The 22,276-nt window shown below is 59.4% G+C and carries 15 protein-coding genes; 3 read left to right on the forward strand and 12 right to left on the reverse strand.

Annotated features, from left to right (window positions below; all coding sequences use genetic code 11):
* Window positions 1-446 precede the first annotated feature (446 nt).
* The 10 genes from BBAG_RS08540 to BBAG_RS08545 all read right to left on the reverse strand — a co-directional run bounded on the left by BBAG_RS08540 (window position 447) and on the right by BBAG_RS08545 (window position 16,674).
* Entirely contained in the window at window positions 447-725 is a 279-nt protein-coding gene (locus BBAG_RS08540; protein ID WP_152595348.1) for a hypothetical protein, read from the reverse strand.
* Window positions 726-751: 26 nt separating this feature from the next.
* Window positions 752-1,873 (reverse strand): class C sortase, encoded by a 1,122-nt coding sequence (locus BBAG_RS08160; RefSeq protein ID WP_003825061.1) that lies wholly within the window; start codon window positions 1,871-1,873, stop codon window positions 752-754.
* Complete coding sequence (locus BBAG_RS07335) at window positions 1,873-2,841, reverse strand: Cna B-type domain-containing protein (RefSeq protein WP_033508950.1); 969 nt, start codon at window positions 2,839-2,841, stop codon at window positions 1,873-1,875. The genes BBAG_RS08160 and BBAG_RS07335 overlap by 1 nt, the downstream gene beginning before the upstream one ends.
* 444 nt (window positions 2,842-3,285) lie before the next feature.
* Window positions 3,286-4,851 carry a SpaH/EbpB family LPXTG-anchored major pilin gene (locus tag BBAG_RS07340; protein WP_003825063.1) on the reverse strand — a complete coding sequence of 522 codons (1,566 nt, stop codon included), beginning with the start codon at window positions 4,849-4,851 and terminating at the stop codon, window positions 3,286-3,288.
* 117 nt (window positions 4,852-4,968) lie between these two features.
* On the reverse strand, window positions 4,969-8,961 hold the full coding sequence (locus BBAG_RS07345) for a SpaA isopeptide-forming pilin-related protein (protein ID WP_003825064.1): 3,993 nt from the start codon (window positions 8,959-8,961) through the stop codon (window positions 4,969-4,971).
* A gap of 781 nt (window positions 8,962-9,742) precedes the next feature.
* Window positions 9,743-11,380: a DUF3027 domain-containing protein gene (locus BBAG_RS08900; RefSeq protein WP_035137061.1), complete on the reverse strand. Its 1,638-nt coding sequence runs from the start codon at window positions 11,378-11,380 to the stop codon at window positions 9,743-9,745.
* Window positions 11,381-11,427: 47 nt separating this feature from the next.
* Complete coding sequence (locus tag BBAG_RS07355) at window positions 11,428-11,817, reverse strand: cold-shock protein (protein ID WP_003825066.1); 390 nt, start codon at window positions 11,815-11,817, stop codon at window positions 11,428-11,430.
* A gap of 204 nt (window positions 11,818-12,021) precedes the next feature.
* Window positions 12,022-14,277 carry a sensor histidine kinase gene (locus BBAG_RS07360; RefSeq protein ID WP_003825067.1) on the reverse strand — a complete coding sequence of 752 codons (2,256 nt, stop codon included), beginning with the start codon at window positions 14,275-14,277 and terminating at the stop codon, window positions 12,022-12,024.
* Complete coding sequence (locus tag BBAG_RS07365) at window positions 14,274-15,005, reverse strand: response regulator transcription factor (protein WP_033508981.1); 732 nt, start codon at window positions 15,003-15,005, stop codon at window positions 14,274-14,276. Before BBAG_RS07365 ends, BBAG_RS07360 begins: the two co-directional genes overlap by 4 nt.
* 259 nt (window positions 15,006-15,264) lie before the next feature.
* The gene (locus tag BBAG_RS08545) at window positions 15,265-16,674 is read right to left on the reverse strand and encodes a TPM domain-containing protein (RefSeq protein WP_050754762.1); all 1,410 of its coding nucleotides are present in this window, start codon (window positions 16,672-16,674) and stop codon (window positions 15,265-15,267) included.
* Between the two features lie 121 nt (window positions 16,675-16,795).
* On the opposite strand from BBAG_RS08545, the gene BBAG_RS07375 reads away from it, so the two are divergent.
* Complete coding sequence (locus BBAG_RS07375; RefSeq protein ID WP_033508985.1) at window positions 16,796-17,086, forward strand: WXG100 family type VII secretion target; 291 nt, start codon at window positions 16,796-16,798, stop codon at window positions 17,084-17,086.
* Between the two features lie 410 nt (window positions 17,087-17,496).
* Here BBAG_RS07375 and groL read toward each other — a convergent pair whose 3' ends face one another.
* On the reverse strand, window positions 17,497-19,122 hold the full coding sequence (gene groL, locus BBAG_RS07380; protein ID WP_033508952.1) for a chaperonin GroEL: 1,626 nt from the start codon (window positions 19,120-19,122) through the stop codon (window positions 17,497-17,499).
* 353 nt (window positions 19,123-19,475) lie between these two features.
* The gene (locus BBAG_RS07385) at window positions 19,476-20,153 is read right to left on the reverse strand and encodes a LytR C-terminal domain-containing protein (RefSeq protein WP_003825073.1); all 678 of its coding nucleotides are present in this window, start codon (window positions 20,151-20,153) and stop codon (window positions 19,476-19,478) included.
* 214 nt (window positions 20,154-20,367) lie between these two features.
* On the opposite strand from BBAG_RS07385, the gene BBAG_RS07390 reads away from it, so the two are divergent.
* Window positions 20,368-21,066: a uracil-DNA glycosylase gene (locus BBAG_RS07390; protein ID WP_003825074.1), complete on the forward strand. Its 699-nt coding sequence runs from the start codon at window positions 20,368-20,370 to the stop codon at window positions 21,064-21,066.
* A gap of 127 nt (window positions 21,067-21,193) precedes the next feature.
* Window positions 21,194-22,267: an AAA family ATPase gene (locus tag BBAG_RS07395; RefSeq protein ID WP_033508954.1), complete on the forward strand. Its 1,074-nt coding sequence runs from the start codon at window positions 21,194-21,196 to the stop codon at window positions 22,265-22,267.
* Window positions 22,268-22,276 lie beyond the last annotated feature (9 nt).

Raw genomic sequence — 22,276 nt, forward strand, 5'->3', positions numbered from 1 at the left:
CTAGTCACAGTGCTGCCCCAGCCGCGCACCACGGCACAACCGTCACGGCAAACCCCGGAAAACCGCCATTCCCGGCACCTCCGAATGGGGGCTCTCACAGCCAAACCACCTACGGAAGCGGCCAACCACCTACGGAAGCTGCCAACCCCAAATGGGGACTTTCACAGCCAGCCATCACAGAACAGCAAACCAGTCAACCACGAATGTGGACTTTCACAGCCGATTGGGGTGGTTAGCGGCGGACGGATTGAATTACTGCAGGGTTAGTGACAACTTCCGTGATAAAAATGACAATTTCCGTCACATTCGTCACGGAAGTTGGCATCAACCCGCAGTAGTTGTCACTAACCCCGCAGAAAACTAAGCAAGGGGCCAAAGCGAGACCGAATAATCCGATGATCAGGCAGGATCAACCGGTTCCAAGCCGCCTAAACCATCTAAACCGCCTAAGCCACCAGTCCAAACAGTCCAAACAGTCCAGACAATCCACCCAGTCCAAACAGTCCAGACAATCCAGACAATCCAAACAGTCCAAACAATCCAAACAGTCCAAACAATCCAAACAGTCCAAACAATCCAAACAGTCCAAACAATCCAAACAGTTCAGACAATCCAAACAGTTCAGACAATCCAGACAGTTCAGACAATCCAGACAGTTCAAAACAATCCAAACAGTTCAGACAATCCAGACAGTCCAAACAATCCAAACAGTTCAGACAGGCCACCTCGACCCCTTGGACGCTCCACTCACCTAGCGTTTGCTGCGATGCGTGGGACTACGATGCTTGGGACCCCGATGCGTAGGACTACGATGCTTGGGGCGCGACTTGCGGTAGGCGCGCCCGGAGTTGTGCGATCCGGTGGATTCGCGGGCGCTGCGGCTGCGCACGAACCAGGTGCCGAGCGCGATCAGGGCCGCGAGCACCAGCAATGCCACGATGATCGTGGTGAACACCATGGTGGTCGGATCATCGTATTGCGTGTTGTCCGGCGTGGTCGGGTTCGGAATACGATGCCCGCGCACGAGCAGTCGATGCGAGTTCACGCCGTATGGCGTGCAGGTTATGAGCGTGGCGAAGTCCGTCGAAGTGCGGATGTTCAATGCGCTCAGGTTGTCCGGCAGGACCACTTTGATCTGATCGACCTGGTACGTGTACGTGTCGTCGAGCACATGGAACGCGAAAGTGTCGCCTTTTGCCAGCTCATCCAAGCCAGTGAATAGTCGCGCGGACGGCAGGCCAGTATGGCCGGAGATCACCGCGTGCGTGGTCGGCCCGCCGACCGGCAGTGAGGTGCCCGCCAAGTGCCCGGTGGCAACCTGCAGCACGCCTTCATCGGTGCCGTGGTAGATCGGCAGTTTCACTTTGATGCGCGGTATGGTCACGTAGCCCATGATGCCGGTGCCGGTCACGTCGAGCGTCTCGTTGTATTCATGCTTCTGTTCGTCGGTCATGTGCCAGCGGTCGCTGGTGGCGGCGAGTTTGAGGTTGTAGGCGTGTGCGGCGTCGAGGAGTTTTTTCTTCTCCGCTTTACTCATGTCGTTGGTTTTGGCCACATAACCGGCCACCGCGTAGGACTGGTGCATACGATTCCACCAGTCGGCCACGGATGGGTAGGCGATGAGGCCAAGGCCGCCGATCATCACCACGACCAGGAACCCGATGAGGAGGTTCAGGCCGAGGTTGTCTTTGTTGCGTTTTTTGCGACGGTCGACGCGGGTCATCGTTTCCGATTGCTGCGCGTCGGTTTCGGGGGCTGTTGCGTCGGTTTCGGGGTTCGCGGCGCCTTCGGATGCAACGCTTTCGGCGTCGCTATCCGTTATCTGGCGTTCTTTACGGCGTTTGCCGGTATGTTTCTCATTCGAGTCGAACATCACTCGCTATCGTCCGGGGAGGTTTGTGTTGCGGCGTTTTTCGTGGTGTTCTTCTTGCGTACCACGACGGTGATTGCAATGCCTGCAGCGGCCAGTACGACTACGATCACGGCGATGATGGCAACGCTCGCACCGGTTTTCGCCGATCCGGTCTTGGTGGTGTTGGTTACCGTGTAATCGTTGTTTTCACGGTCGACGAGCGCGGTGTAGTTGCCCGGCACGTTCGCTTCGACCACGGTGTACTCGTGCTTGGCTTGCAAGCCCTTCCACGTGTATTTCCAGCCGTTGGCCGTGTTGAGCATGATGGAATCGTAGATCTTGCCGTCTTGCAGCAGGTTCATCGTCACGCTTTCGGGGCGCTTGGACTGATCCTTGTCTTTCCACACCTTGTTCACGCTGATGGTGGTGGTGGGCGGGACCGCGCAGTCCGCTTTCGGTTCGATGCTGAGGGTGCGCTGTTCGGCGGCGGGCTTGTGTACGTTCGGCAGGGCGACGAGCATGGCGGCGGTCTGGCAGGTGAGCACGTTGCCCTGGTAGGGGGCGACGACCGCGAGGTAGAGGCCGTCCTTCAGTTGGTTGAAGGTGGCAACACCGGCGCTATCGGTTTTGAGCGTGTTTTCCGCGGCGGGCTTGTTTACTGCGATGTACCCGGCCATGGTGTTGGCGAAGTCGCGCAGGGTTTGCTGGTCGGCATTGAGGATATCCCAATCCACCGGGTATGCGGTGTGGTTGGCGAAGTCGTCGGTGGGCGTGTAGCCGCCTTTGGCAGACCAGTCGGCCAGGCGGTACAGGTTGATGTCGGCGTTGTTGAGCGCGGCTTCCTGGTATTGGTAGGTGACGGTGAGGCTGCCTTCCGCGGCGGTGGCGGCGGTGGCGGCGGGCGCGCTCAAGCCGATGGTTGCGAGCATGAGTGCGAACATGCAGCACAACGCCATGATGATGCGGTGCTTTGCCGTTCTGTTGTTCATCTCTGCCCTCTCGTTGTGGCTTGTCATTTCTTTCCCCTCGTCGGAAGTTCCCTAGTTTTCCTGGTCAGGGTCCTTAGGATGCGGACAGCTGGCAACCGTGTTCGGCGCGTTTGCTGGCCATTCGTAACATAAGGACAAGTTCAGGGCACACGGCTCAACATATGTTGTGTTGGGCGACGTGGTTGGGCACAACGTGCGCTGTGATGCCTTGATAGGCGGGTACAACGTGTGTTGTGTGTAGTTGGGTGCGGTTGGGCACTGACGGCCGGATCCGGTGCGTAGCCGGATCCGGGTCATGTGCGTATTAAGTTATTTTGGCTTTTGCCGTGGGGTGGAATCAAGCGGATGCCGCAATAGCAGGCCCAAATCTTCACCCATTGAACGACCACTATTGAAGCATCGCGCTTGACCCACGTCTATTTTCTTGGCTGGCCGTGGCTACGCTCAGCGAGCGTTGCGACGACGGACAGCGAAGGCGATGCCGAAGGCGGCAACCAGAACGATTGCAGCGCCAGCAGCATACAGGATCGTGGTGCCCATGCCACCGGTGGACGGCAGGCTGGAGCCAGCATTGTTCACGAAGGTCTCGTTGAACTGGCCGTTAGTGGGATTAATCAGAGCATTGGCAGGAGTGCCATCCCATTCTTGATTGTTCTTGGTCCGTGCAGTCAGAGTGACCACGAACGGATCGGCCGGCAGATCGTAACCTGCAGGAGCCTTGGTTTCCTTGACATTGTACGTGCCGTCATCGAGACCGGCGACGGAGAAGTTACCGTTGTCATCAGACTTCACAACGGTAGCATTACCTTCATCACCCCAAGCGGTAACCTTACCGTCCGTGATCTGAGCCCACTTGTTATCAGACTGACGCTGCAGCTTGAACTCGGCATCCTTCAAGGTCTTGTTCTTGTCAGTTGCGTCAACCTTGGTGCCGTTCAGCTGGTAGGTAAAGACGATGACCTTGTCTTCGGGGGTTTCGCCCTGCGGATTGCTGCCACCCTGGCCGGACTGGTTCGGGTTGTTGGAGAAGATCAGCTTGACAGCGTTCTCGTTACCGGGCAGACCGATTACGGCGTTGCCGTTCAGAGTTGCGGAGTATTCGACGATGATGTACTTACCGGCAATCACACCCTTAACGGTCTTCAGATCAGTGAAAGCAACAGTAAGATTCTGATCTTCAACAGTGATAGCAGCGGAAGAGGTGATGTCAGCCTTGTTGGTTCCAGCCTTATCATCAGCGACGTAGACCTTGACGCCATTCTTGGAAGGCAGGGTCAGACCGTTGGAAGCAGTATCGTTGAAGGTGTACTTGTAGGTGTCGTAGCGATCCATGTTCGGCACGGTACCGATCAGCTTGAACGGTACGGCATCGCCAATGTTGTAATCGGCCACATCGTTGTATCCGGCGCCATAGCCACCGTTAGTAACGTACTTGTTGGAGTTTTCCTGAACCTTCTTCTCAACGGAAGGGGTGTCGGTTTTCGGGGTAACGTCAACGTTGCCCACGACCTTCAGGATGAACTTGGTGTAGGCAGCCGGCTGTGCAGCGGTGGAGTCGATGGTGTCCTTCAGCAGGTAGTAGCCTGCGGACAGACCAGTGATGGCCTTGCTCTGGCCGGTTTCGCCCTTAACGCTATGAGTCGCGGTCTTCAGGTAGCTCTTCGCACCATTGCCACCGGCAACGTTGTTGGCAAATGCCTCTGCATCTGTAGCATTCTTCAGTTCCTTGGCGATGTCCTTGGCGCCCTTGTTGCCATACTTTGCGGCAGACAGTGCTACACCGTCAACGTCCTCGCCCCATTCGATATCGCTCAGGGTGGTCTCGTCGAGACGGCCCGTGAACACCTGGTAAGCCTCATAGGTGTGGCCGGTCTCAGTCTTGTTAATAGTAATGCTAAATCCACTAGAAGTAGTATCCTCCGCCATGGCAGTGGATGCGCCGGCGACTCCGGCGATGGCCATGGCTGCGGTGGCTGCCACAGCTACGAGGCCTTTGAGAACCTTGTTCATTGTTCTCCCTTTCTTTCTTGTTTTGTTAAAACTTGGGTTGTTTATATTCAGTTATTGCCTAGAGGGCAGCAAGTTCGCTACGTTACGGACCAGTCCCCCTTCTCCTAGACGTTTCCATCATTGCCGCCTCCTGAGGCTCAAGGCCAGACCGGCCACGGCAATCGCCACTGCGAGGAATCCCGCAGCGTACATCTTGTTCAATCCTTCGCCGCCCGTGCCAGGCAGGACGACACCAGGGGTGTTGGTAATGGATCCACCATTAACGGTGAACGCCGTATTCGCGTTGTATACGCCGGTGCTATCCGTCTTGAAACTGCTGGACGTGTACCATTTGCCGGTCACATCGGAGCCTTCGGCGGGGCCAATGCGGAACGTGTGCGGCGTGCTGTCGAGGTTGAATCCGTCAGGAGCCTTGGTTTCGACAAGCTGATACTCGCCCCATGCCAAGCCCTGAAGCTTGAACTTGCCCTTCTCACCATTCAGGTCAACGTACTGGCCGGACTGGGTGGAGCAGTCAGAGACACCATTTTCGCCATTCACGCAATCCTCGATGGTTGCGAGTTCCTGGTTATTTTCCTTGTACGATGCCTTGCCGTTCGCCCAGGAGAAGCTCTTCGTCCGGGTCAGCTTCCATTCGGAACCGCCCAGCAGCTTGGTGCCATCAGTCTTATCGACCTTGTTCCACGTGACCATGCCGGTCTTGCGATTGTTCGGCAGCTTGTTGCCGGTCTTGGCGGGATCCCACGTAGCCTGACCGTTCTTGATGGTGATCGTGTACTCGCCGCCGATATCAAAGCCGTTCGGCTCGCCGGTTTCTTTCAGAACGTAGTAGCCGTCCGCAAGATTGCTGATGCGGAACGCACCCGGATCGGTGTCTTCATCCTTCAGCTCATCCTGAGCGGCGTTGGCCGCACGACTGGTTCCACTCGCCTGCGTGGCAACCTTCGCAGCCTTGCGAACCGCCTTGGAGGACTTGGCCGACCGCGTGCTGGCGGACACGGCGCAACCGTTCGGCGCGGTGTCGCTGTAGTTCGGGCCGGCGGAAATGGTCACGTTCTCGGGGAGTATGGCTTCACTGGTGAACTTGAAGTTGCCATCACTCTTCGGCACATTCGCATTGCCCGGACCATACCACTCACTACCGTCCAGATGCCGGAAGCCGAACTGACTGCTCACGTTGATGTTATCCATAGGAATCTGCGCATACGCATACTGGCCGCAGGAACCGCTCATCTGAATCATGCTCTGAGCAACCCATGCGTTGCTCTTCGTGCGGTAGTAAACCTGCACATTACTCGCGCTCCAAGTCCCCTGATAACTCGAATCAAAGTACAGGGTGAGGTACTTCTGCGCCGATGTCACGGTAATTTCAGCGGAAGCAGACGCGCCATCCGCGGTGCTCGCCGTAATGGTGGCAGTACCGGCGCCCACGCCCTTCACAAGACCACTCTGATCAACCTTGGCGACCAGCTCATTATTGGACGACCAAGTCACATCCTGCTGGGGGTTGACAGTCGCAGTAAGCTGCGTGGTCTTACCTTCAACCACCGTCGCCGCACTGGGGGAAACCGTCACCTTGGCTGCGGTGGCACCGGTCACCTTGAACTTCACGGACGAGCAGACCTGGGTATTCGATGTCGAGCATGCCATGATGGTGACGGACTCATCACCACTATTGGACTTCGGCGTCACAATACCGCTACCGGCGTCAACGGTGGCGTAGTAATCGTTCGACGAGGTCCACACTACGCCGGACGGAGCCCCACTCGGAGTGACGGTGGCGGACAGCGTGAATACGTTGTTGACCGCCTTGTCGCCCACATCCTGACCATTGGCATATACCGTGCCATCCGAACCGACAATGCTGACACCTGTCACCGCGACCGTGGTGTCATGAATGCTCTTCGGCCAGCCGGATTCAGCATTCGTACGGTTCTCATCGGTGTACTTGGTCAGGTTCCACGTGGACCCGGCAAGCCTTGTATTAGTATCGTCGGCATCGACCTTCGACCACTCAAGGGACGAACCGGTAGCCTTGTTGACAACCGCACCATTGCTCAGCAAATTCTTGCCGGTGTCGGTGGTAATGTCCGAATTCGCGTCATATACCTTGTCGATGGTGCTGTACGTCTTACCGGCATCGCCTGCCAGAATGCGGTAGATGTTCGTGTTGAGCGTATAACCGCTGACCGACGCGGTTTCCTTCAGATAGTAGGTGGCATTCGCCGTGAGATCGACCATCGGCTGAATGGTACCGGCCCTCGGATCAGCGTCGCCGGCACCATTATCAGTAACGGTCAGCAGCACGTTCTTATTGTTCATGGCGTCGCTCTTGGAGCCGTATACCGCCCACGTGGTGCCAGCAAGAGCGTTTCCGCTCTCGTCAACCTTATTCCACTGGATACGCACGCCCTGGGCGTTGAACTGACCGCCCCACGGGAAGTTGTGGCGTTCCTGATCCATATCGATGATGGATGCGGAGTTGATGGAGGAACCGTTATGCTTCGCCTGAGTCGGGTTGTACATGCAGAAGTCTTCGCCCACGTACACACGGCCATTGGTGGTCACATGGGATTCGAAGCTACCGTTCGGTACCATGATGCTGCCAAGCAAATCGGCGGAGGGATCATCGTCCACGGAAGAGTTGGAGATGCTCTTCGTTTGTGCGTACCACCAGTCCGCTTTATCCGCATGCAGTCGTGAAACCGTCACGTTCGAAGCCTTACCGCCCTTGACGGTAACGGAGGAGGAGTCCGCGAAGTTCCACATGATTTTCTGCGCGACCTTGGAGTACAGCGCACTGTTCGTATCGCCGGTCACATAACCGTTCGAAATTTCGGTGGCACCTGCGGAGATGGGATCGCTCGCATTTGAGCCGCCCCACCAGAAACGCCAACCGGTACGCATGGTAATCGGGGTCTTTGCTCCGGTGGTATCGTCCACAACGTTCACCAGCACGGAAGCATTGTCGGGGATATTGCGGAACCAGAAGTCAAGACCCTTGTCGCTGGTGAGAGCGCTGGCATTGATCTCGAAGATCTGCATGCTGGATGTTCCGTCGCCATTGAAGACGGCAAGGCGCTCATCACCCGACTGGAAATTCATGTTCACCTTATAGGTGGAGAATGAGGTTTCGCCGTACGTATTATTTTTCCATATCGGCTTTCCAGCATTCTTTTCAGATTCGTTCTTCGCGAACGCATCGTACTTGTCGTAATCGTACTTGCGGCGTTCGTAATTGTTCTGCGCAGGAGCATCCGCAAATGTCACGGTGCCATTGGCAGGCATTCTCTTTAGAGTTTCGGAATCCGTGGATACTTTGGTGCCATACTTGTCGATGGCATTGCCCTGGCCATCCTTGACGTCGGAGAAATCGGCCTGGCCCCAAGATGCCGCCAAATCTTTCACACCATTGAAGCCGTACTTGTAGATCGACTGCTTCTTGATGGTGCCATCAGAGGACGAGGTACCCCACAGCTTCGTCATGGGGCCTGCAAGCTTGGTGCCGAAATCAGTCTTGCCTTTATTACCGCGATCCGTCTGTTGAACGCCGGCACCCTGCTGCTGCGTAATACCGTTGGCAGTAGAGTTCCACGCCTGGACAATGCTCTGCACATTGCTATCGAAGGCGGAATGCGTGCCTTCCACGGCGATGATGGTGCTGTCGTTCGAAGGAAGGTACTGTGCACCGAACGCCACGGTACCGATAGTGAAGAAGCCCTTCTGGGCACGCTGCATATAACGGCCACGAATGAACGTCTGGCCTTCCATTTCGGCAGCCCAAGAGCCATCGATGGAATTCTCGTTCAACGACTGGGTATCGCCGCTCTTCGGCTTGCCCACATAGAAATCACGCCCGACGAACGTGGCGAGGCCGGTATCGATATCATTCGTGCTGGCACCACTGTCACCCATGGTGATGGAAGACGGAACAAAGACCTTACCGTCACCATAGCTATCATCTGCGTTGGCGCTGGTGGTGGGCAGGACGAAGGAGATGGCGGCCGTGGCCATCATGCCGACGGCGACGAGGGTTGCGGTGAGCACACGGGCCGGTTTTACCCCATGCTTCAGCGCTACGTGCTTCAGCCGTTCCACCTGATGCCTCATCGTTTCATGCTCCTCAAATAGCTCTATGTACTGAATATCATCGCCCCCCCGTTCTTACCCCTTCGCCGGTGAACTTTTCACGTCATTGAGGAACGATAAATTCAGTTATTCACAAACCTAAATACAAGATTATAGCGTTCGTTTGCATTGCGCAAATTGGCCAACCGGCAAGTTGAGCGGGTTTACCCTGCATCCTGGTTTATTGCTTGCACCCACCCCCGCCACACAACGGCATAACAATGTGTTTTCGTTGGAAATTCGCGGTTTTTACCGCCTTATAAAGCTGTTTAGCAGTGTTATTTTTCTTGGGTTTGCCGGAAAAATAATAGATATATTTCACCTATTTGTCTATATATTCATCACTCACATCCAACAACTATTGACGTTTCACCTATTTTTATAGCGACTTTTTTTACCACCAAATGAGAGCGTTGTCATCACCTATCCTCCATCCCCCACCAATCCCCCCGTCACACACCACCCTTCACCTCCCGCAACAGGTTCGCACTCCCCCGTGTTGCAGCACACTCCCCCAGCCCACACCCGGCCACACCATCTACGCTCTACAGCCGCGCCGCATAGCCGCATACCTATGCAACGCCTGCCCGCCACTCATGCAACGCCTGCCCAGCAACCTGCCTATGCCTATACAAAAGGTCGCACCGAATCATCACGATTCAGTGCGACCCACTACGTCACATGCCACAAACAACGCCAATCCCCGCACGCCAGTAGGCAGAGACAAACCACCGTTACGCGCAGTATTACTTGTTCGCAGTATTTACTTATTCAGCTTGTCAGATTCGCCCGGCTCGTCAGGCTCAGCAGCTTCGGCTGGTTCAGCGGGCTCAGCAGCTTCAGCCGGTTCGGCATCTTCAGCCGCTTCAGCCGGTTCAGCAGACTCAGTCGATTGGTCAACGGCCTCCGCGGCCTCAGCAGATTCCTCGGATTCGCCGGCATCCCCGGACTCGCCCGATTCGGCAGACGCCACAGACTCTTCCGGCTCTTCCGGCTTCACCGATTCCTCGGCGTCGCACGGCTCTCCGGTCTCAGCAGTTTCTTCAGTCTCAACGGGCCCAGTAGGCTCAGCAGATACCTCGCCCTCAGCACCCTCAGCAGATTCAGCGGTCTCTGCGGACTCCTCAGCCTCCGCAGACTCCTCGCCCTCATTCTCGCCCGAATCGCCATCGCCTTCGCCAACGGCAATCACAGCCTCCAACTCGGCGGAAGCCTCCACGCCGGCAGGCTGGGTCTCGTTCGGCTCATCATCACCGGTGTCCGGCTCGGTGTTGGCCAGAATATCCTCTTCCGTAGCCTCATCCGAATCCTGCGAATCGTCATCCAACTGCTCGATGGCCTCGACCGCACCACGCTCATCACGCGGCTTCTGCGCAATCACATCAATATGGAAATCGTCATATGCGGGCTTCGACTGCACCCACAAGTGGCTCGGCTCCGGCGGCTCGATCTCGGAATGCTCGCCGCACCCGTGATCGACCGACACCACACGGCCATCATCCGGGCTCCACTTATTCGCGCACACGCCGAACATGAGATTCAGTTCACCCTTCAACGGCACGAAGAACCCGCAGGTGGAGCACAGGTTGCCGTCCGCGGTTTTGGTGGACAGCGCCTTCGGGCCGCGCGGGCCCTCATACCAACGCTTCGCCACCTGGGCACGACCCTTCGGGGATAGCACGTGGCGGCGGGACAGCGCGAATTCCTCAACGATCTCGTCGGTCTGCTGGGCCTGCGCTTCGGCCTTGGCGGCTTCAGCGGTTTCCTCAGTCGCCTCAGTTACAGCAGTTTCCTGAGTTTCAGCGGTTTCCGTAGATTCCGTAGCTTCCGTGGATTCGGCAGACTCGGAGGAATCGGCAGACTCGGCATTCTCAGCGGAATCCTGCGTCTTTTCGGCAACCGGCTCGGCTGATTCGGCCTGCTCAGCCGTTTCAGTCGACTTCTCAGCCTGCTCAGCCGTTTCAGCCGACGTACCGTCTTCGCCCGCAGTCGCACCGGCAACCGGCTCGGTCTTACGGAACCCGCCCTCAAGACGCGGATCGTCAGGATCGGTACCAATGGAATCAGTCGGCGCCAAATCAGTAGGCTCCAACCTATCCTTCCACGGCACCCAAGCGGGCGGCACCAAAGCATCATCCGTGGGCACCAGCGACGACTCATTCACCGTCCACGTGCCCACCTCAGCATCGTGATACAACGTGACCGACCACTGCCATCCCTCGTATCCGCGCACATCCGCAGCCAAGCGGAAATCCGTCACGTTGTCGCCAAGCTCGATGGCATTGACAACATCGCCCACCTGCTCGGGTTCATCGGCCACATCCATGGCCACCGCACGGGCGATATCGCGCGGATCCGGCTGCCCCGGCAGTTCCGCCTGCTCAAACGGCTCATGCGGCATCTGCGGATCAAGAGCTTCTGCAGCTTCGGTCATATATCAGTCCTCAATCAGTCCTGTACGTCGAAATTGTCGGCCACTGCACGCAGCAACGTCGCCAGCTTACGGCTCTCGGCAGGAGCCGGGTAATGGTGGCGACGCAGCGTATTGCCTGCAGAATCCAACATCTTGATAAGGTCTTCGCAAATCGCGGCCATGTCGTCCGGCTTCGGGCGGTTGGCCTTGACCATCGACGGCCCAGACGCGATCAGCTTCACATCCATGGCCTGCGGGCCCCTACGGCCTGCGATCACGGCATATTCCACCTTGGCATTCTTACGCAACGTGGTGGTTCCAGCGGGCAAAGCGGCCGCAGGCAGGAACACATCCTCGCCTTTCTCACTGGCGATGAAGCCGTACCCCTTAGCGGCGTCAAACCAACGAACTCGACCGGTGGGCATTGCGCACTCTCGCTTTCTTAGTCGTAAAAAACATTAACCGATTTATTTTAGCGCAAGTCCCGTATGGATACCAGATGGCTTCGCCCACAGCCGCTCACAGCGCCCACCCCGATCTGGCCACGCCAGGGCCGCTCCCAGCGTGGCCAGATACGGACGGGAACCGGAAACAGCCACGCCAGGGAGGTCATTGGTTGGATACGCGGGTCACTTAATGCCAGCAGAACCAGCCGCACCAACGCCAGCGCCAGCCGCCGCGCCAGCCGAACCCGAACCGCCAACACCGTCGTCAATATGCGCCAACGGCAGCACGATGGTGAAGGTCAGGCCGCCGCCGGGCGTCTCCGTGGCACAGATGAACCCCTGATGCGCCCGCACCACCGACAACGCGATGGCAAGACCCAAACCGGTTCCGCCCTTGGCTCGCGCACGCGAAGGATCCGCTGTATAGAACCGTTCAAACAGCTGCGAGCGCGTTTCCTCAGGAGCTCCCGGCCCGTGGTCTTCGAAGCGCATGACGGCATACGCGGTGCCGGTGGACATGCTTTGCCCCACTTCGGCGGCGTCCAGGAACTGCCGTAGCGATGCGTCGGTAGGTGGCAGTGTGGCCAATGTGTGCTGGTCGATGGAGGCGAGCATGGTGCCCATCGATACGCGTACCGGCGAATCGGATGGCGTGTAGCGGTGCACGTTGCCGATGATGTTCGTTACCACTTGGCGTAGGCGTGAGGCGTCGCCGATCAGGCTGATCGGCTGCATCTGCCCTTCTTCGATTGCGAAGTCGCACGGGTGTTCGCCATCTGCGGGTTTGAGCGTTATGGTGCCGCGCGTGACTTCGCGTTCCGGGTCGAGCGCGTGCAGGTCGTCGGTTGCGTCGGCCACGAGCGAGGTGAGCGATACCTGTTGTGTCATGTCGATGCCGCGGCCTTCGTCCAGGCGGGCGAGCGAGAGCAGGTCTTCGACCAGTACGGTCATGCGCTGGCTGGAGCGTTCGATGTGCGCGATGGATTCGTCGGCGCGTTCCAGGGCGCCTGGCAGATCGCGTTGCATGGTGTATAGCTCCGCATACCCGTGGATTGCGGCGAGTGGTGTGCGCAGCTCGTGGCTCGCGTCGGAGACGAAGCGTTTCATTTTCTCGGTGGTCTGTTCCTGCTCATGGAAGCTGCGTTCGATGCGCGCGAGCATGGTGTTGAGCGAGGTGGACAGTGAACCGACTTCCGTGTTTTCGGGTGCGGGGGGCACGCGCTGGCTGAGGTCGCCTACCGCGATCTGGGCGGCGGTTTTTTCGATGCGTTTGAGCGGGCGTAGCGTGCGGCGGATGATGAGTGCGGAAAGCGAGCCGCCGAGCAGTACGATGGCGATGCCTACGGTGACGCAGTATTGGGTGAGGGTGTTGATGATGTCGATCTGGTCGGATAGCGACAGGCCGATGAACACCACGCCTTTGACGGTTTCGTTGTTTTTCCCGTCAGGTTCGACCCATTTGAATGCGGCTACGCGCCACGGCGATCGGGCCGCCTGCAGCACGTTGCCGCCAGCCGCGAATCGTTCGGCTTTATTGTTCGTGTCACCGCCCGTATCGCCGCTGCCGGAAGCGTTGCCGCCCTCGTTCGGCACGACGTCCACGCCGTTCAGGTCGAATCCGCCGTTCGCATCGTTCGTCACTGTGCGCAGCATCGCACTGGTGGTGAACGGTTTGCCGAACATGTCGTCGGTGATCTGGCTGTTGGCCGGCAGTTTGGGCATGGACACGATGGAGTTGCCGGACAGGCCTGCGACGGACGGCACGAGTGGTGTGCTTACCTTGCCGGTGAATTCGCCGTTTTCCACGTAGCGCACTTGCAGGAAGTAGTTGTTGCCCATGCCGCTGGATTGGCTGTTCGAGCCGCGCAGCATGGTGGTGTTGCTGAGGATCAGCGACCGTTGCGAGATGAGCTGGTTGTCGGTTTTCTGCAGCAGGTAGCTGCTGACCAGCTGGCGGATGGCCGTGGAGATGCCGACGGTGCCGACGATGAGTACGACCAGCGTGCAGGCCACTAGTTTAGTGCTCAGCGAGAAGCGGTCGAATTTGTAGAAGAAGAGTTTGGCGAGTGTGCGATGCTTGGTTTTGAAGGCTTCCGCGCCGGCTGCAGCCGTGGCTTTGGCCTGGTTGGCTTTGGCCTGACCGCGATTGCGGAACCAGGCGAACCGGTTTTTGTGGGCCGGCTGGGCCGGCTGGGCTGGCTGAGTTGACTGGGCTGACTGGGCTGGCGTAGATGCCGCATTGGTGGCGTCACCATCCGAAGCGCCACCGTCAATGGGAGCACTCGGGTTCTCGGTATCCGCGCTTTCGCAGGAGGCCTGCGAATCATGCGGCTCGTTCACGCCATACTGCTCATTCACACCATGCGATTCGTTCGCATCGTTCAGCCTGCTTGGATCGTTTGGATCCCGCTCGAACGGTTCATGCCGAGGGGGTGTCATGAGCGCGGCTCTCGAATCATGTAGCCGATGCCACGCTTGGTTTCAATCAGCGGGGTCACCTTGTGCTTGTCGCCGTTCTCGTCAGTCACCTCAATTCCGTCGACCTTCTTGCGCAAGTACGAGATGTAGCTTTCCACGATCGCGGCGTCTCCGCCCCAGTCGTACTGCCACACATGGTCGAGGATCTGCGCCTTGCTCAGCACACGGCCGGCATTGTCCATCAGGTAGCGCAGCAGCTTGTATTCCGTGGGGCTCAGGTCGATGGTCTGGCCGGAACGGGTTACGTCGTGCGAATCCTCGTTGATCTCCAGATCGCCCACGCGAATGATCGGATCCTCTTCGGTCTGTTCGCGCGTGCGGCGCAGAATGGCACGAATGCGCGCCACGACCTCTTCGAGGCTGAATGGCTTGGTGACGTAATCATCGCCGCCGACGGTCAGGCCCATCACCTTGTCTTGCGTATCGTCGCGGGCGGTGAGGAACAGGACCGGAGCGTTGATACCCTCCTGGCGGATGCGCCGGGTGACGGTGAATCCGTCAATGTCCGGGAGCATGACGTCGAGCACGATGAGATCGGGCTGGACCTTTTCGATGACTTCGATGGCTTCCGAGCCGGAGGCTGCGGTAGAGACTTCGAAATTGGCGAAATGGAGGGACGCAACCAGCAGTTCGCGGATGGACGGTTCGTCGTCGACGACGACAATAGATGCTTCAGTAGGCTTGCTCATAGCCTCCAGCATGACCCGCAAGTCTGTAGGTTTCCTGAATGTCTTCTGAATTTTCATGTATCTGATGCAATTGCCCGCACGCAACGACGCGTGGGCGAATCCGCGGGGCGGACAAACCTGTGACATCCCAACCAATAGCCGTACACGGCCAATACCGATCTTCGACCAATATCAAAAGCCCTGTGCCGGGCCGCGTTTGCGCGGTGGCACAGGGCTTTCTGCTGCTGTGAGTTACTTGATTCCCGGCTTAATCCTCGATCTAGTCCTTATTCTCGTCGTTCTCGCTGTTCTCGTCGCTCGGCCGTTGCGTTCCCGGAATGAACGGGCGGGCGAACATGGACTCGATGTCGTCGGATACGGATTGATCGACGGAACCGTCACCCGGCATAAACGAGTCACCCGCGTGGAACAGCGGCTCGGCGGAAGCGCCCTTCGCGCCGCCCTTGTCACCTTTGCCGCCCTTACCGAACAGGTGGAAGCCGGAATGCTTCTTCGGCTCGCTCTCGTCGCCTGCCGGAGTCTCCACAGGCTGAGTCTCAGTGCGCTCAGCGGCACCGGCTTCAGGCGTCGCCTCGGGGAATTCCATACGCTGCGCAACCGGTTGCCCGGTCGGCTCAACCGGCTCAGTCGACTCAGCCGGCCCGGTCAACTCGGTTGGCCCAGCCATCTCAGACTGTTCGACTTGATTGCTTACCGGCATGAATTTGGCGGAATCGTCTGCAGGCGCATCAGCCGAAACCATTGCAGGCTCCGCCGCACCCTCCGTTACGTTTGCCGCCTCGATACCGTCCTTATCGGCGTCAGACTTAGCCACAGACTTAGCCACGTCGGCAGATTCCACACTCTCATCACTCCGCTTGCCGCGCCTGCCCCGGCCATGCTCCTCGCCACGCCTGCCACGGGAACGGCTCGCCGATTCAGCGGCATGACCCACCGCATGCCCCCTACGGTTCGCCCTGGTGCGCTTGCCCGCCGCGGCACGCGCCGCATCCAGCTCGGCCTCCTTGCGCCTGCGACGGTTGCGCAGCACAACAAACACAATCGTGCCCACGATCAGCACCACCACCACGCACATCAGCACGATCACGGCGATCTTCGACAGCGACCCCGACGTGGAGGTTTTCTTCAACAGCATGATCTGATCCATCATGGCAATCGCCGCACCGGACCAATCCTGCGCGCCGCTTTTCGCCAGCTTGTCGGTGGCGGCCTCGCTCAACGCATCCATGGTCTTCGAATTGCGCAGCCAATCCTCCGAATTCCCGGAGGCGACCACCACCAGTTTGCCGTCGCCGGAAGCCACCGCCAGCAGCACCGTGTTCGGCTTCGGGCTCAACGATTCAAGCACGCCGCTCGCCCATTTCGTAGGGTTCACCTCGGTACCGAAGCTCTCCACATACAGCAGACGGACCGTGACGCCGGACTGCTGCTTGGTCTCCTTGATCTTGTCGGTGACCGCGGAAACATTCGAACCAAGCAGATTCTGCGGGTCGGTGATGTTCTCCGTAAGCGTCCCCTCGCCCTCGGCGAAGGCGCACGGCGTTATCCACAATGCGCACATGAGCGCTATAACCAAGCAGATAAGCCATTTTGCCGCCTGAGACACGCCGATACGGGAGGTTCCGACCACAGCACCTGATTGTTCGTCATTCAACGCTTCGAATGTCATACACTCCACCATACCGACCGGTTCGGCTAAACGTCGACCGACTCGGCCATAACTCCACAATGCAAGCCAGATTAGGCCAGAACAGACAAAACCAATATCATTGACATATAAGGAGACAATGATGCCTCAGTACCAAGTGGATTCCGAACAGATCCAATCCTCCAGCGCGGCCGTGCAGGCCTCGGTGAGCCAGATCAGGCAGGCGGTGGCCGGCATGTATTCCAATCTCAACACCCTGCAAGGCGTGTGGCGGGGATCGGCGGCGACGCAATTCAGCGCGGTCGCGGCGCAATGGCGTACCGCGCAACAGCAGATGGAGGCATCGCTCGAATCGATCCAACGAGCGCTGACGCAGGCCTCCACGGTGTATGCCGAGGCGGAAACCGCCGCCTCGCGCCTGTTCGCGCAGTAATAACTGCGACAACCGCGACATACGGGCACAATGCTGCGGGCTTAGTGACAAATTCTGCGGCGGAAATACCAATTGCTGTGACTGGTGTGACAAAAAACGTTACGCCAGTCACAGCGATCGTAACAAACCCCGCAGTAATCACGACGGCGGGCAAACGTTGGCGAGCACTGGCATCAGAGGCGCCGCCAGGTCCGACACGGTGAGGGTCTCATGCGGAGCAGGATCGTCACAAATCCCGCAGTAATCGCGACGGCGGGCAAAACAGGCAACAAAAAACGGGGCTTCTCCGTGCGCAATGCACTGGAGAAGCCCCGAATCGTAAGCTCATCGTTAGCTTATGAGCATGTCAGTTCCGCTTCAGGCGGCCTGACCTCGATCCATATGCTGGGTGTTATGCCCTAACGGTTGGATCAGTAGCCCATGTCGGCGCCCTGAGCCGGAGCGGCTGCCGGCGGTTCCGGCTTGTTGGCCACAACGGCTTCGGTGGTGAGGAACAGGCCGGCAATGGAGGCGGCGTTCTGCAGGGCGGAACGGGTCACCTTCACCGGGTCGGTCACGCCAGCGGCCATCAGGTCTTCGTACTCGTCGGTTGCGGCGTTGAAGCCCTGGCCGTCAGGCAGCTCACGGACCTTGCTGAACACGACATCGCCGGACACACCGGAGTTCTCAGCGATCTGCTTGATCGGAGCTTCGATGGCGCGGAACACGATGGCGGCACCGGTTGCCTCTTCGCCGGTCAGGGAGGTCACAGCCTCATCCTTCTCGGCCTTGGCGGCAGCCTGAACCAGAGCCACACCGCCACCAGGCAGCAGGCCTTCCTCAATGGCGGCCTTGGCGTTGCGCACGGCGTCTTCGATGCGGTGCTTGCGTTCCTTGGCCTCGACCTCGGTGGCAGCGCCAACCTTGATCACGGCAACGCCACCGGCCAGCTTGGCCAGGCGTTCCTGCAGCTTCTCGCGGTCGTAATCGGAATCGGTGTTCTCGATCTCGGCGCGGATCTGAGCCACGCGGGCGGCGACATCCTCGGAGGTGCCAGCGCCGGACACGATGGTGGTCTCGTCCTTGGAGACGATGACCTTCTTGGCGGAGCCCAGCACGGACATGTCGACGGAGTCGAGCTTGAGGCCCAGCTCCTCGGACACGACCTGAGCGCCGGTCAGGATGGCCATATCCTGCAGCATGGCCTTGCGGCGGTCGCCAAAGCCCGGGGCCTTGACGGCGCAGGACTTGAAGGTGCCACGGATGTTGTTCAGGATCAGGGTCGGCAGCGCTTCGCCGTCAACGTCTTCGGCGATGATCAGCAGCGGCTTGCCGGTCTTCATCACCATTTCGGCGATGTGGACCACGTCCTGCTGGGAGGACAGCTTGCTGGAGGTCAGCAGGATGTACGGGTCTTCGAGCACTGCGGTCTGATCTTCGGCGTTGGTGACGAAGTACGGGGCGATGTAGCCCTTGTCGAAGCGCATGCCCTCGGTGAAGTCCAGATCCAGGCCGAAGCGGTTGTTGTCCTCAACGGTCACGACGCCGTCCTGGCCAACCTTGTCCAGGGCTTCGGCGATCTTCTCGCCAACCTCGGGATCGGCGGCGGAAATCGTTGCGGTGGCAGCGATCTGATCCTTGGTCTCGACGTCCTTGGCGGCTGCGACGAGTTCCTTGACGATGGCGTCGGCGGCCTTTTCAATGCCGCGGCGCAGCGCAATCGGGTTGGAGCCGGCGACCACGTTCTTCAGGCCTTCGTGCACGAGGGACTGAGCCAGCACGGTTGCGGTGGTGGTGCCGTCGCCTGCAACGTCATCGGTCTTCTTGGCGACTTCCTTGACCAGCTCGGCGCCGATGCGCTCGTACGGATCATCCAGATCGATTTCCTTGGCGATGGAAACACCATCGTTGGTGATGGTCGGAGCGCCGTAGGTCTTGTCGAGCACGACGTTGCGGCCCTTCGGACCCAGCGTCACCTTAACGGTGTTGGCCAGCTTATCGAGGCCCTGCAGCATTCCCTGACGAGCTTCCTCGTCATACGCAATGATCTTTGCCATGGTGTGTTTGTCCTCCAAATGGCTCAATATTCCAGTTTTCCACTGCATGGCACGATTCGTGACCCGGCCGTCAGCTGCCTGTTATCACTCTCGCACCTTGAGTGCTAACTGCGAGATTAGCACTCAAGGTGCGAGAGTGCCAACATGAATCCGCGATTGCGCTCTAGGCGAGACACGGGATTGCGGCGTGTGGCATCGCATCGCCATGTTCACGGCCCGCTTCCAGCCAGCCTTCGGCCGCTTCCGCCCCCCGACTGCAATCCGACTACAGCCTGACTACAGTCCGACTACGCATTGGGGCCCGCAGCCGAAAATCCGGCCACGAGCCCCATCACAGCGCATATGCGCCTCCGTCAGTTCAGCAGAATAACCACGATCGAAGCGCCAAGACCGGAGGTCTGCTGCACGTTGGAAATGCCCAACGCGTTCGCGACATCCTCGGCCGTGGCCTTGTCCGCATCGTTCTGATACCACACGACGGTGGCGTCAGGCAGCGTGCCGGACGGGTTCGCCGCGGCCACGTTCGCATACCCGGCCTGGTTCAGCACGCTCTGCTTGGTGGCGGCATAGCCGCTGATACCGGTGCCGTTGATCACACGCACCGACAGGGAACGGTCCACCTGGGCGGCCTGCTCCTGCTGCTGCTTGGCGGCCTCCTCTTCCTGCTGTTTCTTGGCGGCCTCCTCCTCTTGCTGTTTCTTGGCCGCCTCCTCCTGCTGCTTCTTTTCGGCGGCCTTCTTCGCCGCGGCCTTCTTTTCGGCGGCCTTCTTCTTGGCGGTGGTGGTGGAGGTCTTGCTGGAGGTCTGCGAGGATGCCGGCGACCACGGCCAATGCACCTTGTTGAACTCGCCGGAAAGCACGCCCCAAGCCAGGAAACCGCACAACGCCGCCACTACCACAACAACAACGAACGGCGTATAGCGTGCGGCGGCCGAACGCCTGCCGCGATGCACACCGGCGGGGCCCTTCGGCGGATTGTCGAACTCGTCCATCGCGTAAGACTCGATGCCGTTTCCACCTGTGCTCGTCATAACCGTCTTTCCTTCCGTTTCACAATTCAACCCCGAGTGTAACGGCACCGCCACCCACGCATGCAGGCCGCGTCACAGCATGCACTGTATATGCACGTATGCAGACGTATGCGCACGAAAACATTGCGACGAACACCACGAGCCGCCAAGCCAGGCAGGGGCGGGCGCAAGCATGCGAGGGCGGGCAAGCACACGTGCAGGTACAGTAAGCGGTATGAGCGAGATCAAACCGTTGCGTGATTTAGTGGAGGCCGGCTGGGCGAACGCCCTGGCCGACGTGGAACCGCAGGTGCACCGCATAGGCCAGTTCCTGCGCGAAGAGACCCGCGAAGGGCACCCCTGGCTGCCGGCAAGCCGCAATATTCTGCGCGCCTTCACCATCCCCTTCGATTCGATCCGCGTGCTGATCGTAGGCCAGGACCCCTACCCCACACCCGGCCACCCGGTCGGCCTGAGCTTCTGCGTGGCGCCCGACGTGAACCCGCTGCCGCGCAGCCTGGTCAATATCTATAAGGAGCTGACCGACGATCTTGGCGTGCCGATGCCCAGCAACGGCGACCTGACCCCGTGGACCAGGCGTGGCGTGCTGCTGCTGAACAGATGCCTGACCGTGGGCGTGGGCCGGCCGAACAGCCACCAGGGCAAGGGCTGGGAGGAAGTGACCGAGGCGGCCATCCGCGCGTTGAACGCCCGCGTGGACGAACACGGCAATCCCAAGCCGCTGGTCGCCATCCTGTGGGGTCGCAACGCGCAAAGCCTGGAGCCGCTGCTGACCAACGCGTTCATCATCAAATCGCCGCACCCTTCGCCGCTGTCCGCATCGCGCGGGTTCTTCGGGTCGAAGCCGTTCTCGCGTGCGAACGAGGCGCTGACCCGCATGGGTGCCGAACCGATCGACTGGCAACTGCCGTAACGCCATACGCCATCACACGCCTCATACGTCGGCATACCTCGCCTTGGGCATGCACCGCCCGGCATGAGCCAGCATGCGTCTTTCGCCGCACAGCCAAGCGTCACCGCGCTTGGCTACCATGGGGCGCATGGCTATTTTCCCTCCGAAACCGCAGATGCCCGCACAGCCTGCCCCGGCACGGACCATGCCCACGCCTGCCGCAGCACCAACATTGGCCGCAGACGACGTCAAGCAGGCGAAAGCCCTGGCGGATCGCATCCGCGCACGCTTCTCGCAGACCCTGATCGGTCAGGAGCATCTGCGCGAATCCCTTATTCTTACCATGGTGGCCGGCGGCCACATTCTGATCGAATCCGTGCCCGGCCTGGCCAAAACCACCGCCGCGCAGACCCTGGCAACCTCGGTGTCCGGCACATTCAAACGCATCCAATGCACGCCCGACCTCATGCCGTCCGATATCGTGGGCACGCAGGTCTTCGACTTCGCCACGCAGAAATTCACCACGCAGGTCGGCCCGATCCACGCCAACTTCGTGCTGCTGGACGAAATCAACCGTTCCAACGCCAAAACCCAATCCGCCATGCTTGAAGCCATGGCCGAAGGCGCCAGCACCATCGGCGGCGAGCGCATCGCCCTGCCCAAGCCGTTCATGGTGGTCGCCACGCAGAACCCCATCGAGGAGGAAGGCACGTTCGCGCTGCCCGAGGCGCAGATGGACCGTTTCATGATGAAGGCGATCATGAACTACCCCACCGCCGATGAGGAGAAGCGCATGCTGGCGCTGATCACCCGCCGTGGCTCCGACATGCTCGACCCGCTGCAGTTGCAGGGCGACCGCCTGTCGATCCGTGACGTGGAGTTTTTGCGTGCGGCCGCCAAGCGCGTGTACGTGTCGGACGCGATCATGCAGTATGCGGTCGATATTGCGGCGACATCACGCGGCGCAGGCTCGCACCCGGTGCAGGGCTTGGGTTCCCTGGTGCGTTTGGGCGCTTCGCCGAGAGCGTCGATCGCGCTGGTGCGTATCGGCCAGGCGAACGCGCTGCTCAAGGGCCGCGAATATGTGATTCCGGAGGATGTGAAGTCCGTGGTGGCCGACGTGCTGCGCCACCGCCTGGTGCTGACGTTCGAAGCGCTGGCCGACGGCGTGACCGCCGATCAGGTGATCGACCGCATCGTGCAGGCGGTTCCTGTTCCGTGATCCGCGCGA

The organism is Bifidobacterium angulatum DSM 20098 = JCM 7096 (genome assembly GCF_001025155.1).
GTDB lineage: Bacteria > Actinomycetota > Actinomycetes > Actinomycetales > Bifidobacteriaceae > Bifidobacterium > Bifidobacterium angulatum.

Coding starts and splice junctions, on each gene's coding strand:
- BBAG_RS08160 (WP_003825061.1), bottom strand. CDS start 1,873: ATGTTCGACTCGAATGAGAAACATACCGGCAAACGCCGTAAAGAACGC.
- BBAG_RS07335 (WP_033508950.1), bottom strand. CDS start 2,841: ATGAACAACAGAACGGCAAAGCACCGCATCATCATGGCGTTGTGCTGC.
- BBAG_RS07340 (WP_003825063.1), bottom strand. CDS start 4,851: ATGAACAAGGTTCTCAAAGGCCTCGTAGCTGTGGCAGCCACCGCAGCC.
- BBAG_RS07345 (WP_003825064.1), bottom strand. CDS start 8,961: ATGAGGCATCAGGTGGAACGGCTGAAGCACGTAGCGCTGAAGCATGGG.
- BBAG_RS08900 (WP_035137061.1), bottom strand. CDS start 11,380: ATGCCGCATGAGCCGTTTGAGCAGGCGGAACTGCCGGGGCAGCCGGAT.
- BBAG_RS07355 (WP_003825066.1), bottom strand. CDS start 11,817: ATGCCCACCGGTCGAGTTCGTTGGTTTGACGCCGCTAAGGGGTACGGC.
- BBAG_RS07360 (WP_003825067.1), bottom strand. CDS start 14,277: ATGACACCCCCTCGGCATGAACCGTTCGAGCGGGATCCAAACGATCCA.
- BBAG_RS07365 (WP_033508981.1), bottom strand. CDS start 15,005: ATGAGCAAGCCTACTGAAGCATCTATTGTCGTCGTCGACGACGAACCG.
- BBAG_RS08545 (WP_050754762.1), bottom strand. CDS start 16,674: ATGACATTCGAAGCGTTGAATGACGAACAATCAGGTGCTGTGGTCGGA.
- BBAG_RS07375 (WP_033508985.1), top strand. CDS start 16,796: ATGCCTCAGTACCAAGTGGATTCCGAACAGATCCAATCCTCCAGCGCG.
- groL (WP_033508952.1), bottom strand. CDS start 19,122: ATGGCAAAGATCATTGCGTATGACGAGGAAGCTCGTCAGGGAATGCTG.
- BBAG_RS07385 (WP_003825073.1), bottom strand. CDS start 20,153: ATGACGAGCACAGGTGGAAACGGCATCGAGTCTTACGCGATGGACGAG.
- BBAG_RS07390 (WP_003825074.1), top strand. CDS start 20,368: ATGAGCGAGATCAAACCGTTGCGTGATTTAGTGGAGGCCGGCTGGGCG.
- BBAG_RS07395 (WP_033508954.1), top strand. CDS start 21,194: ATGGCTATTTTCCCTCCGAAACCGCAGATGCCCGCACAGCCTGCCCCG.